This window comes from uncultured Desulfobulbus sp., from assembly GCF_963662935.2.
GTDB lineage: Bacteria > Desulfobacterota > Desulfobulbia > Desulfobulbales > Desulfobulbaceae > Desulfobulbus.
Genome location: NZ_CAXXTL010000002.1, coordinates 2,274,739 through 2,291,483, shown reverse-complemented (window position 1 = coordinate 2,291,483; position 16,745 = coordinate 2,274,739). Strand labels below are relative to the sequence as shown.

The window sequence follows — 16,745 nt, the reverse complement described above, 5'->3', positions numbered from 1 at the left end:
ACAGGATGATTATGATTGAATTTTCTAATATAGAAAAATTACTGCTTACTGTTTTGCCGAAAAATATACATGAAGATAAACCTCATAAAGCACTAGCTATACTGGCAGTGATTGAAGGGATTGAATCAGGGGTATATACTGAAAATAAGATATATTTTAATTCATATTTTAAAGATTTATTTAAAAAATATTTCATAAAATATTCTAGGCCACAAGACAGTAACAGGCCTGTAAATCCATTCTTTCATTTGCGTTCCAGCAGTTTTTGGAAATTACAACCTTTAAAAGGTAAAAAAGAAGAGCTTGACGCCTTAACCTCCGTAGGATCTCCCAAGGATTTGTTGAATTTGGTAGATTATGCACATCTTGACGAAGAACTTTTTTCATACTTAATATCGGATACTGAGCATTGCGGAGAGGTGAAAAGATTTATCATTGGCGCATTGGCTCCATATATATCATCTCCCACCCCTCGCGCCTTAGAAATTCCTTCCAAATTCCCCCATGAGCAGCAAGCTTTGGAGGCCATCATTCCACTGCTTGCCAAGCAGGTGGAATTTATCCCCAACTTCGAGCTCCATGATTCTGCTACAAATGAATATCTTGAATGTGACTTAATTGCTATATGCAGCAGTTTTATTGCCATTGTAGAGTTAAAACATTGGGGTGGGGAGATCGAGATTCTTCCCAATAACTGGCATGTCCACGGAAAATTCCCTCCAGATCCGCACAAGGCAAATACCTACAAATGTAAAGTTTTAAAAAGTCATCTCGAAAATACATTCCCTTTTATCAAAATTCCTTGGGTAGATTCAGTTGTAGTTCTGACCAATCCTAAAGCAATCGTATACAACCAATCTCTTCCCAAAAAAGCCGCAAAAAATCCCACCTTTGCAGGCACAGATGATTTGGTGCATTATTTCCAATTCAGAATTAGTACCGAAGATAAAATCCTAGGTCCAAATGATCGGGAAAAAATCGCTGACTCTCTATGGAACCTGGTTGATGGACCTAAGAAAAAAGGTTTGCATATTCCCGGATACGAACTCCTTGATAATATCACCCAGACCCCTGGACGACTGGAACTTCTTGCCCGGGTGAAAGGGTTAGAATTGCAGTCGGTCAAACGATTACGGATCTTTACTCCTGATTCCACCCTACCTTACAACCAGCAAGAGAAGCAGCGTAAACAGGCTTTCAACACTTTAAAGACTCTTGATCAATTAGATTATCACCCTAATTTGTTGCGAGTTGAGGCGCTTCCTAACGAAGATGATTTGATTATTGAGGTTTCGGATTGGTCGAACGAAGGAACCTTGGCCGATGTTCTGCACAACAAGGGGAAATTCTCGGAGGAAGAAGCTGTTAAAATAATTCTGGGAATAGTAGCTGGACTTTCGGTGTTACATGAAAAAGCCATAGTGCATAGAGATCTCCGACCTGAAAATATTTTAATGCAGGGTCTACTACCTGTATTGATGAACTTTGACTATACATATATCCCAGATCACGGGCCAGAGTACACGGTGTTTCATGACCCGGAGAATCTGGTAGCTTCTCCATTTCTTGCTCCAGAGCTGTATACGGACGGACAATTTTCTGAAGCGACCGACCTCTTTAGCGTCGGTGTTATTTTTTACACTCTGCTGTGTGGTAAACCACCGTTTGATAACTCACTAGAGTTGTTAAATCGTGTGGACAGCCTGACTGAAGAAAATAAAGATTGCCTTCGAGAGGTCGTCGTCAATAAGACTATTATTCCTCTCATTTCCTCTCTCGTCCTCTTGAATCGCAATCAACGTCCCCAAAACACGAATGATATAGAAACACAACTCGAGGAACAGCTCGATGATCATAACAAGAAGGCGCCCGCAAAAAAGAGCAATGATCCTCTAGCTCCCGGGACTTCCCATGATGTCTACGTCATTGATAGTTTGATTGGCCAAGGCCGGGAAGCACAGGTCTATGCGGGAAGAGGCTTCAATGGCAACGAGATAGCTTTGAAGCTTTATTTTCATGAGATCCCCAGAGAAAGAATCAACGCCGAGCAAAAACACCTCTCTTTGGTGAACAGCCCGTTCGTGCTTCATGAATATGGCGTCCATGTTTGGAGCAACGGACGTTTTTTTCTGGTAACCAACCTAATTCAGGGGCCGTCCTTACGCAAACTGATCAAAAATGGAAGGATTCCAACAATAGAAACCTTTAGGCATGTCGCTACATGTCTGCTCATGGCGCTGCAAGCCCTGCATCGCGACCCTGCCCGGGAAACGCCCCTTCTCCATAACGATATCAAACCGGACAACATTCTTCTCACTGTCCAGGGCGATCCTGTTCTTCTTGACTTTGGGACTGCTTGCAGCCCACACATAGGCCTCTACCAGGGAACTGATTATTATATTGCTCCGGATTTACTTAGAAAAATTGATTATGAATTTTGTGAGTCAGGGGATCTTTTTGCTTTAGGAGTTACTCTTTTTGAATGGCTGCTAGGACGGCGGCCTTATGTAGGAGTACCCACTGTTGACAGTATCCCTCAGGTCACAAATGAAGAGCGGCAAATAGAAATACCTGCCGCTTTATTTGACTGGTTAGAACAAGCGGTGCAACCTCTGCGCAATGATAGATTTGCAGATATTGATCGCATGCAAGAGGTTTTTGATACAATTTGGCTGCCACCAGAGGAACAGAATGAGCAATTCTTGCCTGAGCCTGAAAAGACCCCAGCTCCACATGAATCACTTCTTCCCTTAAAGATAGAAGAAGTCGCTCACACTGAAGAAAACGATTTTGTACGCTATCTGAATAGCCTGCACAATGCCACCGCTGCTGATGAAGGTGCACTTGCTGAAACTCAAGCCCTCAGCAAGCATTTTGGCCAGATACACGTCCCGTTGCCGCAAACAAATTATATTCTTGAACGCCTTACAGCCCCAGAGGGCATCCATGTGTTCCTTACTGGTCATGCCGGCGATGGAAAATCAACTATTGGTTTAGAGCTGTACAAACAATTGCACGGTATTCCGCCGGATTTACCTCTCGATCGTCCACTGAAAGAAGATGAATCCATTGAATATCATGGCCACACAATTCATATCGTTAAAGATATGAGCGAGTTAAGCGCGGAAGAAAGAGTCTCAAAAATAAGGTCCGTCCTTCAGTCGGAGAATAGCGAGCGATGGTTCATTATTTCCAATACCGGTACCTTGCTGGCCACATGGAAAATTCTTGCCGAGGAACTAGGGGTAGATAGCTATGACGTGGAAGGTCGTCTCCTGGATACTTTAGGTTCGGCGGACCCTCGGGAGTTGACCCTTTTGGATACCCAGCTTTCGATTATAAATCTAGCGGGCACAGACAATATCTCGACTTGTATTGATGTCTTGAAGAGGATTTTAGAACATCAAGGGTGGGGAAAATGCAGTTCCTGTCAGGTCCAGGTTTCCTGCCCCATAAGACGAAATATTATGGCCTTGCTGGCAGCCAAAGAACGAGTGAGCGAGCGGATTTCATGGATTTATCGGCGATTGAAAGAATATGGAACCCGCCTGACCATGCGTCAATTAACCGGGCATCTTGCCTATAGTCTGACCGGGGGGCTTGACTGTTCTGTGATTCATGGTCAGGCGGCTGCTCCAAATCCGCCGGATGCAATGGATTTCTTCTTCAGCGACCTCTTTTTCGGTTACAAAGAGGGAAAAAGGAACGAGCTTGTCGGTCGCATGGCGGCCATCCGACATATCCGTAAGCTCGAATGCGGTTCTAAGCCCTTTCCTGCTCTCGATAAAATTTTTTGGAGCATGGAAAAAGGGGAACTCCCCCATCTGCCGCCTCTACTTACACCTCTTCTTGAGCCCTTTCAGAAGGATAGTATCTTCAGAGTAAATGGTGAGAATGAAAAAACTTGTCAGGACCGTGGGGCACTTCGCCGCCTCTATTATATTTTTGGTGAGTTCCCTTCATCTTTGTCTAGCTTTATTCCACAGTTTCTTGAATCTGAGGTCCTCGTAGATATGGAGCAATGGCAGGAAGGAAACGGGCCGCAGACTATGTACAAGAGTAAATTGCTGCGCAAAATACTCCGCGTCCTTCAGGAACAGTACACTGGATTTCTCTTAAGTGAAAATCATGCGTCAAACAGCCTTTATATCGCTTTACGAAGACGCAATGAAGGTTATCGGCAAAGCGTCCAACTTCTGCTTGCTGAGATTCCCTTCAGCTCTTTTTCCCTCGATTGGAAATCGGTGAATGAACAATTTGAACCGAAACGGAGTGTGCTTGAACTGCGTGAAAGTAACTCCCAAAACAGCCTTGAACTGGATCTACCTTTTCTTGATTTTGTTCTTCTGCGTGATAGAGGGGAGCTTGGCCAAGGGTTGCACCCGGGCTATCGAGACCGACTGGAACGCTTCAAGTCCCGCTTACTTGAGAAACAGAAGAATACAGGCACAGGCACTCAGCTCAATCTGCTGGAAATGGGAAGGAGTGGGCGGCTAAAAGTCAGAACACTTGAAATCAATGATCAGCAGTTACAGGTGACATCATGACAACTGTACCTCGATTTCCACGGTTGGCACAGCATAAATCAGATGATGACAACGCCGCCATTCAGATCTTTGGCCGACGGTTTTACAAAGATCAGACCGACATTGAATACCTTGTGGAATTCTTGCTGGTCTTTCTTTCTCCAAAAACGGTTTTCGATTCGGATGTTGGTTGGGGCTGTTCGCTGCCGGACAGGGAAATCATGGCAAGGTGGCCTGAAAACAGTACGTTAAAATATACACCTGAACCGCGATTGGGACTGAAACTTTTCTCTTTTCTTGGCTCTTCAAAGCTTGAGACCCGGCATGGTTGTCATAAACAGCACTTCAAACAGATAATAACCACTTTAAAGGAGCGAATAGAAACAGAGCATATCTCCAAAGATGAGGTTTTGGAATTACTGGAGCAGCTGCTTTATGGTTTTGTTGGAGTAGCCGCTAACCGTACCTGGTGCACTCAAGTCTATTTGCCGGTGAGTACTCGCTTAGTTGCCTGTGAAACTATTTGGAAACGGGTAATGGGAAACCAAAATCCCGATATCCAATGGGATAATGCACTTGATGACCCAAGAGGATTTTTCACCTTTACCCAACATGATTTCCTTGCTCGTGGCGGCGAAATTCTCTATCTGCAGCTCTGTAATTTGATACGTTATTTCAACAGTCCTGAACTGGTAGCTTTTGAAGAAAAAAACAAATTTAGAAAAGGGCAGGCAGAGGACGCTGTCGCATCTGTAACTAGTGGCCTCAATGAGTTGTTTCAAAAAACAAGCCCCATTGATTCACTCTGCGAGTGGATTGAAGCAGCCGACCAACAAACTAACCGTCTGATCAAGCGTAACCCCGCACAGTGCGGCTGGTGTCCCGAAGAGAGCTGGAAAGAAGCCTATCTGTTTGCTTGTGAATTTGCCAATATTTGCCGATCGTCTATCGATCCGTTAGAAAAGATTGAAATGCTAACCCTATGTTGCGTATTGCAGGTATTGCGTAGCCTATGTGCCCAAGCTTGCCGGTACAGTGGCACTATGAATGACGCATTGTCTGATCTAGGTGGTGCCTGCGGTTTTTCCTGGATTATTAGCCCCGAGCAGCTTGACGACCCGGTGTTGAAGGAGACGGCGAAAAGCAATTTAGTCCGCGTTCAAGAGGTTATTCATGGTGCCTTGAGGCACCCAGATATTGTGCCTTCAACCCGAACAGGCGCGAATGACCCAGAAAAAAGAGGGGATGAACAGGGACACGAGCTGTTTGTATCACTAGCAAAGCGAATCGGTTTTATTATTCCTAAAACCGGACCTGGTGCAAGGATGGTAATTTCTGATAAATTGTTACGCTACCTGGTACTCGCCCTAATACCGCCTGGAGAGAAACGCACTCTTCAGAGTTTTGAACAACTTATGTACTGCTATTACGGTATGGCAACCGGAGGGCCACTGTTAGAAAAAGCGATCAAGTGGACGCATCCTCGCCAGAAACTGCATATGACCCATAGTGATAACAAATGGTTGGAAGAGGATCTATTGGCCGCTGGATTCCTTCTTCCCCTTTCGGATGCAGTTTCACAAGTGACGAATCCTTTCTAATGGAAGATCGATTCACAATCAGTTCCTTTGGTGTCTGTTTGAACCGTTTCTGCACTAGTTAGTACAAGGAAATCTTTCGAAATGAATTTGTATGCCCATACCTTAGCAGAGTATCTCGTCCACCATTGTCGGCCATGCCTTGCAGGCACTACTGGCAGTAAAGAATTCCGAGCAGTACTCTCGTCTGCTCCGCCCGATGTTATTTTGCAGACGGGTACCGCACTAGAGGAATTCCTCGCTGGCAATCCGCAGAACATAAAGTTTTTTTTTCAGGTCGGATATGGGCTTTATCAGCATTGGCAGGCAACTGATCCAAAGAGCGTTCAAGATAGTGTTGACCAGCTTGAGGGAAAACAGTGGATAGATAAAGATGATAAACTGACCCATTATCGCAACTTGAAGCTTGAGGACTTCCCTGAGTATGACAACTTGGTAATTATTCTGATCGGAATAGATTACGCGCGGGATAGCGGTGGGTTAGAAGATTTTTTCCGTTTGGATGGGAAAACTGTCTGGGATGAGGCACTCAATCGTTCTTTTATCCCTTGGGTGAATCGCCTATTTTCCGAAAAAAACATCTACGCTGAAGACGAACACTTTGATGATATAGATGCTTTATTGCAGCAATTGCATAAGCAGGGCACCGGAGATTTTTTATCGATGGCTGCTTTCCTTGGGGAAATGGATTTTAATGGCGTGCAAGATGGGAAAGACGCCTTGTTGGCCATGTATAATAATCTAGGATTTTGGGACTTGCCTCCATTCAGGGAGCTTCCCCAACGCAGGAAAAACAGCTGGCCTGATTATATCCAGGAGGCCGCAAAATTTTTCTCTTACCAGAGTTTTCTGAAAAACTCGGAAAGAAAAAAAACACTTGATAACATTGATCGTTTTGCTGAAGAGGTTGAAAGAGGAACAGCGGAGATATCTTTTTCCGTGGATCAATTCATCGATACGAATGATCTTCTTGCCAACTTGCGTCAATACATCAGGAATAACGATATTTCGGCAAGAAAACGTCTTTTGCGAACCGATTTTGCACCGATAAAAGATAAGATACTAAAATTCAAGAAGCCACGAAAAAATTCGGCCCCGTCAAAGCTTACTAAAATTGACGCTTCGCCTTTGGAGACGGTATTGACCGCACTATGGTATTGTCTCGTTGATTTTAAAAAAAGTTGCGGAGATCAAAGTCCTGCAGAGTTACTCGAACAAATCAGCATTACTGGCCGTAAGTTCCGCCATGACCTAGATACAGAAAACGATGGCATAGATCTCTTGCGAGGCTGCTTAGGTGGCCTTGACGCCTATATTGAGAAAAAACTAAGAATCACGGTTGAACTTGATGGAGTCGAGAAAAATATAGCAATAAAAAGCGCACTTCTTTCTGAAAATGTGAGCTTTGAGCGAGCAGGAGCTGGAATTCCTGGTTTTCAGTTTATTATTCATTTCCAGACGCAAAATCAACACGGTGTGCAGCGGACATTTCAGTGGCAAATTCCGGCAACTCAACCTGAAAGGAATCTTTGGAATCTAGCTCGAGCAATTCGTGAGAAGTTACCTTCTGCGGATCCCTGCCTTCCAGTTTTCTCCATATCTTATTACGATGAACTATTTCTCGCTTCTGATGAAGATGAAATAAATCGTATTTTGCAGTTGGGACTCAAGAATTTAGAAGTGGAAAATTTTCTAGATCTGCCCGAACTTCCACCCCTGGATCCGATTCGACCCCTCCTTCATGATTTATCACATGAGTATGGAAAATTGATCCGGGCCATGGACCAGGATGGGATGTATACCGCTCTTGATGGACCATGGCCAAAATTTTCAAATAAATATAAGGAAATTTTAAAATCGTTCACAAGGGACCAGAAAGTTGGCCCGACAAACCCATACGCACCCTTAGTGTATAAATCCTTTGCAATCATGAATGCAAAGGATCTTGAAAATCCTCATACGAACTATCTGCCTACCGCTGTCCTCACGGGGATGCACCCTGCACTCTTAGAGATGCTTGAAAGTCGAGATATTTTTCTCGTTCATGGGTTTATTTCAAAAATAGAAAATATTTTAGTTGATAGAGCAGGGATGAAGATCAGCTCGCAGCAATGGGGTGATGTCTGCGATCTGGCAAAGATCAATTATCCGCTCTTTGGTTTGATTTCCGATTCGAGCAAAACATTAAATACCTGTATTAAATCTCACGGATTAATTCACTGTTTTGGTAATCCACCAGAAAGTACAGCGCCTTTATCGGCCAAGATGCTATTGCGGGCGGATGAAAACGAGGAGGACGATATAACAGATACGGTACTTTTTCGGGAAAACCGTGAATCTAGGGTTATTAAACGCTTCCTTGAAGAATATGTGATGGTGTATCCCCATGCAGTTGATGGAATTTCATTGGCAGTGATCAATCCTGACGCTTTTCAACCGTTAATTGCCGGTATCAATACTTTTTTAATGGAACGGCTGGCGAGTAAATCCCTTGAAGCCGAGACATCCCCGTACCATTTTTCTCTGACTCTTTTTACCACTGATGAGCAACAACAAGAAGCAAGCAGATATCTGCAAGAGTGGAAGAAACGGTGGGAACTAGCCAGAGAGACAACCAAATTTTCATTTTATAAAAATTGTCGCCTTTCCATCGCCCACCGGATTGCCCATGACATTCAAGACTATGAGCGCTTGATTAAGAGGGAAGATTTTGAAGCGGATTTGGCCTTACTGATGAATTTTATCTCCGCTAGTGATGCTGGTAATGAAGTCGAAAAGACGGAGCCATATCAGGTTGATCTTGCCTACTCCTTAAAGTTTCCGGTCGTGGAAACTCCTTGTTGCAGCATTGATTTACCTGCACATATGCATGAAAGAGCCACAGTAATCAGTAACCGACGTTTTCGTTTAGCTACCCTACATTCGGAACTTGGGGTCTATTTCAAACATCCTGGCTATGCCTTGGGGCAGGAATTTATTGTTATAAGCAAGGGGAATTACGGCAAATGGCTGAAATTGATTGAGAAGCTCCACGAAAAAGCCACCTGGGTTGTATGTCTTGATCCAGCCATTGATGAAAAGTTAACCAAAAACGTAGGAGTAGTGGGGCTAAAAGAACGTGAGATTATAGGGTTTTCTGCAGGTCTTGGATTTAGAGGGGAACTGAATTACACAGTCTCTACAGAGCGCTCGTCTTTAGTAGATATCAAAGCAAAGGTGGCAAGGCAACTGAATAGGATTTGTGGCCCATGGGAGGAGCGCATTCTTGATAACACCGTTCATCGCCTAGTTGACTGCTCAAGACTGCTTTCAGGTTTGTCCTTGGTCAGAGCGACGGGCTCGGGGGAGCGTAACATCCGTGAACTGATTGCATCAACTTTGGTTCGCATGTCCTTGCCGGAACCTGAAGAAAAAGGGACACTTCTTTGTGATGAGTTGATTTCACTGGATTCCTTTATTCACTGGTTTGACACCTCATATGATCCCAACCGTCCGGATCTTCTCCGTATTGTTGCTCATTTAGTTGCAGGCAATCGCATCGTAATCGATGCCCATATTATCGAGTGCAAGCTTGCTAATACCAATGAAGATCATCTAAATAAAGCACATGTTCAGTTGGAAAGCGGGCTGCGCCATTTGGTGAAAGTATTTTCTCCTAGAACCTACAACGGCAAAAATAGGAAAAAAATACCTATTGATTTTGATCAACGCTACTGGTGGGCACAGCTTCAGCGCCTGATTGCTAGCAAAAGCCGCATCACTTCTAAACAACAGGCCGACGTTACTTTTGCCTTGGAGCAACTAGGTGAAGGGAAGTTCGTTATTTGTTGGCGAGCCATGGCCGTAGTTTATTGGACAGACAATAATAGTGACTCCTATGCACTGGATCGACAGTGGGATTTTTGTTATCAAGGGAGACCTATGAAAATAGATGTCATATTCGCAGGAAAAAACACGATATCATCCATCTGTGATGGTGGGAATGAAATAAATATCCCCTGCTCAGATAGTAAATTATGTATTCCAGAAGAAGAATATGAAGCAGCGAAAAGAGAAACGACTACGGAGGGAAATATTGCTGAAGATATAAATATAAAAGAACCCGAAAAGAGCACCGCAGAGAAGGAACAGGAAGAACACGATACAAAAGAAAAGGCTAGCAGTGGGGGCCCATCTGAGAGAACTAAAAAAGGCGAACCAGATGAAGATCTAGGTGCCGTGAAAACTGCCGAACCCAACCCAGAGCGCGAAGGAGACAAAAGGAGCCAATCGGGTGTTTCTAGCCAAGTTCCTGACCGCATCCTATTAGGGGAGACCCTAGGCATGGTAAAACGTGAAGTGTTTTGGGAGTTTGGCCATTCGCAGCTGGCAAACCGACATATTCTCATTTTTGGGAATTCAGGTATGGGTAAGACCTATGCCATCCAGTGCATTCTTTTGGAGCTTGCTAAACAAAGTCAGCGTTGTGTCATAGTTGACTACACCATGGGATTTTTACCAAAGCACCTGGAGCCGCAATTCACAGAGACAGTTCAGCCCGAACAGCATGTAGTTATCAATTCTCCTCTTCCTATTAATCCCTTCAGGGCACAGCGAATGCTCATTGATGAAGGCATTGAAACTATTGAAAATCCCTACACTATCGCTGGAAGAGTGACAAGCGTTTTCACCGCTGTGTATGATTCTTTTGGAGAGCAGCAAAAAGCACTCCTGCAAAAGGTGATTGAGCAAGGGCTAATAGCATACACTGAAGAAGGGTATGATTTTGGGAAGCTGTTGAAAGACCTGGAAGATGATGGAAGTAGTTATGCCCAAGCCGTAGTTAACAAGCTTACGCCTCTGGGCCGCGCTGCTTTGTTCCAAAGTAGTGAACAGAATAGCTGGCAGGAAATGTATTCTAATTCCATTAATAAAATTAACATTCTTCAGCTTGCTGGGTTGCCACGTGATATTGCTAGAATGACCACAGAATTTATCTTATGGGATCTGTATGATTTCGCGCGTAATCAGGGAAATAAAAAGTATCCATTGCCCATGGTGTTGGATGAAATACAGAATCTGGACCACCGACTTGATGCTCCTTTAGCTAAATTCCTTACTGAGGGAAGAAAATTTGGGTTAGCTGCAATTCTTGCGACCCAGACTTTGAGCAACCTAGCCCTGGAGGAGCGAAGTCGGTTATTCATGGCATCGCACAAATTATTTTTTCGGCCGGCAGACACGGAATTGAAAGAGTATGCGACCATACTTGCTAACGCTACCAGTGAAAACGTTAATATATGGAAAGAGAAGTTAGTAGTTTTGCAAAAAGGTGAGTGCTATTCACTCGGCCCTTCTCTCAACCCCCATACAAAGAAGTTGGAAGAAAAAGCTTTTCCTATCAGAATAACAGCCTTATCTGAGCGTTTAGCAAAATGAGCATGACTGAAGATCAAGTAAAAGGATGCCGCCTACCTGTTACGTTTCATCAATCTTTTATCATGGAACGTCAGAATGTTGCCTCGCTACTCAAATTTGTCGCCAGCGGACAGGGAGGAACAGATCAGGACATTTCTAAACAAACCGGGATCCCTGTTGGCCGATCATCCGGTAAAGTGCCTGCAACAATAAACTATTGTATTGGGATGGGGCTTATAGAATTTCCCCAAAAAAATGGGCAAGGAAAAAAAACTTTCGAGCTAACCCCGTTTGGTAGAGTTGTACTGCTTGAAGATAATAACCTTAGTGAAAACTTGACACAGTGGCTCGCACATCTCCATCTATGCCGAAAAAAAAATGGTGCCGAAATCTGGTATCTGGCGTTCACCGAAGGGTATAAAACCTTAGGGATGAGCTTCACTGAAAAGAATCTTAAAGAATTTATAGAACGGTATTGCGGCAAGCGCAACAGGTCTCCTTTGGGCCCTCTTATCCGCACTTATGAGGAGACCGCAGGTTTACGGCTTGCATCTGTTCTTGAGCGAGGTCCAAGCGGTTTCGTCCGCGCTCATGCCCCGATTCTCGGTAGTTTCCGAAATGGCTACAGTGCGTTATTTCTCTCTTTGTGGGACGAGTATTTCCCTGAAGACCGTCAAGTTACAGTTACAAATTTCGGATCTGTTTGTTTTCAAGAGATGTGCGGATGGAATGAACGACAATATGAAATTGCCTTAGATTTAATACAAGAAGCCGGTGCATTCACCATCGATAAACAAATGAGACCATGGGTTTTGACTCGAAGTGCTGAATCTAAACTATTCTGGTCAACTTTGTATGATGAATTAGCCTAATGAGCATTGATCAATAAAAGACTTGGAGAAGACATGGCAACTGTATCCGAAGTCGTCGAGTTTAGGCGAGATCTCTTTTTTGATGGGGCAGTACAGATAAATTGGTTTGAAAGTGATACTGCCCGTCGTGATAAAGCTGCCTCGAATTTTGTTTTTCATGGTCCAGAGTACCATGGGGTCGCCGTAGAGGATTTAGTTGAATCACAAGGGTATAATTTAATAGACACCGTAACGTTTACGGCAAGTGTTGTAGAGTCACTTGCCGGGGCAGTGAAGCGCGAGTCACCTATCTCGCTTGCGATCGCCGGATACGGTACCGGTAAGTCACATCTTGCACTTACTCTTGCGACACTTCTGTCTGACCCTAAAGGTGAATCTGGTCGCCAAATACTTGAGAATCTAAAACGAACCGATCCTGTTCTAGGCAGTAAAATTTCAATAGTCCTTAATGAATGCTCAGCACCGATTCTTGTGCTTCCAATTAACGGGATGGGTAATTTTGATCTTGCTAGTGAACTAAGCAGACAAGCCTTAGGTCGGCTTCATGATCGCGGACTAGACACCTCGGCAATTGATGATCTTTGGCCACGTTTTCAGCAGGCTAGCAGCTTTGTCGAACGTAACTTTACTCTCAGGAAAAACGATTTTATTAAATATTTTGGAAATGACACAAGTGAGTCTGAAATCATTAATAGACTCTCGCTCCATGAAGATATCGCCTTTCAGTATGTCAACGAAGTGTTTCTGCAAGCTAATGGCTATCCATTACGCGCTATAGGAGAAGAATCCCCAACACAACTTATAGAGACGCTTTGCGAACACTATTGCGGCGAAGGAAAACATTTTCATGGATTACTCATTATCTTTGATGAATTTGGTCGCTATCTAGAGTTCGCCGCAGACAGACCTCATATTGCCGGGGATGCTGCCCTGCAACAGATCTATGAAGGTGTGCAGAACAATTCGGACAAATGTTCTATGCTGTGTTTGAATCAGTATGAACTCAAGGTCTACTTGTCTCGTATTTCACGAGACAGTCAATCCGTAATCCAGCGATATATTGGTCGCTATGATTCAGCGAAAAAATATCATTTATCGAGTAATCTCGAGACACTATTTGCCCATCTGATTCAAAAAAAAGACACAGGTTTTCTTGATAAATTTCTCCAGGGGAAATCTTCAGAAAATCAGGCACTACAACGGGATATACAGGCATGGTTCCCTGTGTCAGAACAGCAGAGTGTTTGGAAAAACTCCGCACTGTTTCAGCAGGTTATAGTCAGAGGATGCTGGCCACTTCATCCTTTAGCTACTTGGTTTCTCTGCCGCTCTTCTGAATTTCTCCAGCAGCGTTCTGCTCTGAGTTTTGTTGCTGACGCTTTTGATCAGGAAAAGGATCGCATTCTAGGAAAAGGGGATAAGTCCTGGAGTATTTCTGCGACAAAGCTTTGTGATTCCCCTCTTGTCAAAGAATTGATTGCTACGGAAGAGTCGGGGTTAGGAGGAGCCGCAGCGCAATCCTATGAGTTAGTAACGCAGAAATACCAGCATGATTTTTCTACTGAAGATCGTCAAGTCCTTCTCGCGGTACTCATTGCTTCTAAACTTGGATTAAAAGTTGGTAACATCGAGGAGGCCCATAGAGCTTTGTCGGCTTTATCAGGATTCATTCAAGAAAAGGTTGAGAATGTTATTGGAAACCTTGTTAGTGAGTATGGGGTACTTGAGTGGAATGATCGTTTTCATCGTTACGAGATTATTGGCGATGCTATCCCAAGGAGTACCTTTTTAAATTTTCTCAGAAAAAAAACGCAGTCTATCGCTATCGGGCAGATCGAAAGCATATTTTCTACTCACTGCAAAGTGTGGGCGGATCTCGCTGATATCGAACCAATTTTTGCAGCTGAACATAGTATTTCAACACCTGAGTGGCAGTTTGTAACCAGTTGTTCAAATCTTGATATTCTTTCAGGTTCCATTGAAAATGCCTTAGTTGATTGGCGTAATGCAATTAAACCTGACGAACTTCGAGGTCAACTGATTTATTGCTATGGAAGAGGAGATGAAAATAATGAAGCAGCTTCACGATCTATTCAGCAAATTTTAGATACTACACTCGGGAAAAAAGAAAATGCTGTAGCTCCAATAATCGTCGTTTTTCTTCATGACGAGCACAATACCCTCAGTAAAATATTAGCAGAATATTCTATTTTATGCGGCGACCTGCCAATAGATGAAAGACATAAATTTTCTCATTTTATTGAAGATCACAAAAGTAAACTTAAAGAAGAGCTCAAACGTATTTGTGAAGAACTAACTAAAAACAGATGTTATTTTTTCTCTTCTTTTTTCAAAATTAGCAATAATCGTCTCGTAAAGGTATGCAACGATGTCTTTCAGCAAGCATACCCTGATATCATTCCATTTGATTTTGATGGATTCAGAACAACAAAAGGTAATGCAGCAAAAGATTGTCGATTAATTACCGTCGAACTGCTGACCGGAAGTTTGAACCATTCGTGGCTTTCAACGCAAACAAGGCAAACACAAAATCGCGCCTCCCAGTTACTTGAATCTTGGGACGTAATGGGTGGCGACGGCCAGATCAGTATGCGGCCAAAGCTCCGAAAACTTAGTCAGCTTATTGGCTTACTCGATGATCAACTGGAACAGGAAAAAATACTGAATATCGGCAAGTTGTTTAAAAAGCTGCTCGCCCCTCCTTACGGATTCAATATTGCTTCGGCTGGTCTTGTTTTTGGAGTGTTTCTTTCTCCGAGGCAAAATATAGCTGTACTTGTTTATGAGGGCCAAGATGTTACGCCTGCAACTTGGATCAGACAGGCATTCTCTGGTAGTTTTCTCAATCTAAAAATTCTTGATCAAACTCGAATAAGGTATGTTTCTGATTCTGAAACCGGAGAATGGCAGAAGCTCCTGTCTCAATGGGATATGGAGCTTACTCATCTTGGTAAATTATCTTATCTTGAAAGAGCACAGCAGCTGAGAAAGAGAATTCCTCTACCTCACGGCGAGCTTTACGAAAGGTACACAAGGCTCGAGGAGCATGCTGAGAGATCAATTAACGCCCTGCGAGCTCTCGATAATTTCTGGGAAAAGCAGGCGGAAAGATTTGATTGGTCATATAAAAAGAAAGATGCAGGTACTTTGTGTTGGATTGCTCAAGATGTGCAGCAACGCCTACTCTTGATGAAAAATGAGGTAGATTTCTGGACCGAGGAGCAATCTCAACCTTTTAAGGAATTGTTTAGCAAGGCTAGGGAAGCTGCAGTGAACTGTTTTGATGATTGGTTGCCGTATCAAAGTTGCCTGTCTTCAGCTCAAATCCCTGAATTTAGAATTCGATTAATTGACAAAATATGTCGTTTTTTTAGAAATATTAGCCTTCATGAATATGCAGAAAAAACAGAAAAACATGCACTACACATTATCTCCCAGATCAGCGAACGGCAAAAAATATCCTATATTGTTAATGAATCGAAAGCTTTTATAGATAGCCATCAAAATCGTATCTCACAACAAAGCCGGGTTGCTGAATTGAGAATTTGGATCAAAGAGGCTGACAATTTGGTCAAGCCATTGATTCAAGCTGGGGAGGAGATTAACGCTCCAGAAATTAGAACCATGTTGAATGGGTTAGAAGTATTTAAAGAAAAGTGTAAGGGGCAAATAAAAAAACATGAGGATAGATTTGGAGAATTATGGAATTTATCGTTTCAAAATTTTCCAGAAATAAAAAATGGGCAACGAGAAGTCAATCTGTTGCTAACGATATTCTCTGAAGATAACCCCGCAAATATCGACGATCTTACCTCAATGCAGCGTCAGCTTAGTCAGTTTGAGGAGGATTGTTCTGTATGGAGTAATTTGCAGTGCTCAAATGAGGTATTAATAGACACTGTCGAGTCACGGATAAATACATTGCTCACAGAACAGGATGACGAAGACGAAGCACCATGGGACCATGAAGATACATATAGAAATATTTTAGAAAATTTCTTGGAGGAGAGGCAAAGGTTAGCAGACCGTTGGCTAGTTGAAAATGCCATTAATAACGACTCAATAAACGAGATGGATGCAAGGAGCTGCCGTGTCAACTTAGCGCAAATTGGTAATCCGCCGCTCTGCCTTTCTCCAGACCAAATAAAGATAGTCGAACGTAGCCGTTACCAGCTAACGCAACGATTAGGTGAACTCCAGCTAGATGGCGTCATAGAAATGTACCGGAGTCTTTCTGCAGAATTACAAAGAGAATTCATAAAAATCATCAACACCGACTTGTCAACATAGGGAATCTTAAAATTTAGCTCAGTAATCCCCAGCAATTTTCA

General features: G+C 43.2%; 5 protein-coding genes. All 5 read left to right on the top strand.

Annotation, left to right across the window (positions count from 1 at the left end; translation table 11 throughout):
* Window positions 1–11 precede the first annotated feature (11 nt).
* The 5 genes from ACHZCX_RS14410 to ACHZCX_RS14390 all read left to right on the top strand — a co-directional run bounded on the left by ACHZCX_RS14410 (window position 12) and on the right by ACHZCX_RS14390 (window position 16,704).
* Window positions 12–4,547, top strand: a complete 4,536-nt coding sequence (locus ACHZCX_RS14410) for a protein kinase (RefSeq protein ID WP_319587909.1) — start codon at window positions 12–14, stop codon at window positions 4,545–4,547.
* A complete protein-coding gene (locus ACHZCX_RS14405) occupies window positions 4,544–6,127 on the top strand; it encodes a hypothetical protein (protein WP_319587908.1) in 1,584 nt (527 codons plus the stop codon). Before ACHZCX_RS14410 ends, ACHZCX_RS14405 begins: the two co-directional genes overlap by 4 nt.
* 81 nt (window positions 6,128–6,208) lie before the next feature.
* Window positions 6,209–11,542 carry a type IV secretion system DNA-binding domain-containing protein gene (locus ACHZCX_RS14400; RefSeq protein WP_319587907.1) on the top strand — a complete coding sequence of 1,778 codons (5,334 nt, stop codon included), beginning with the start codon at window positions 6,209–6,211 and terminating at the stop codon, window positions 11,540–11,542.
* Window positions 11,543–11,544: 2 nt separating this feature from the next.
* Window positions 11,545–12,393 (top strand): DUF4007 family protein, encoded by an 849-nt coding sequence (locus ACHZCX_RS14395; RefSeq protein ID WP_319587906.1) that lies wholly within the window; start codon window positions 11,545–11,547, stop codon window positions 12,391–12,393.
* Between the two features lie 33 nt (window positions 12,394–12,426).
* The gene (locus ACHZCX_RS14390) at window positions 12,427–16,704 is read left to right on the top strand and encodes a hypothetical protein (RefSeq protein WP_319587905.1); all 4,278 of its coding nucleotides are present in this window, start codon (window positions 12,427–12,429) and stop codon (window positions 16,702–16,704) included.
* Window positions 16,705–16,745: the final 41 nt, after the last annotated feature.

What these genes read in the sequence shown, in the direction of transcription:
- ACHZCX_RS14410 (WP_319587909.1), top strand. Translation starts at nt 12, where the DNA reads ATGATTGAATTTTCTAATATAGAAAAATTACTGCTTACTGTTTTGCCG.
- ACHZCX_RS14405 (WP_319587908.1), top strand. Translation starts at nt 4,544, where the DNA reads ATGACAACTGTACCTCGATTTCCACGGTTGGCACAGCATAAATCAGAT.
- ACHZCX_RS14400 (WP_319587907.1), top strand. Translation starts at nt 6,209, where the DNA reads ATGAATTTGTATGCCCATACCTTAGCAGAGTATCTCGTCCACCATTGT.
- ACHZCX_RS14395 (WP_319587906.1), top strand. Translation starts at nt 11,545, where the DNA reads ATGACTGAAGATCAAGTAAAAGGATGCCGCCTACCTGTTACGTTTCAT.
- ACHZCX_RS14390 (WP_319587905.1), top strand. Translation starts at nt 12,427, where the DNA reads ATGGCAACTGTATCCGAAGTCGTCGAGTTTAGGCGAGATCTCTTTTTT.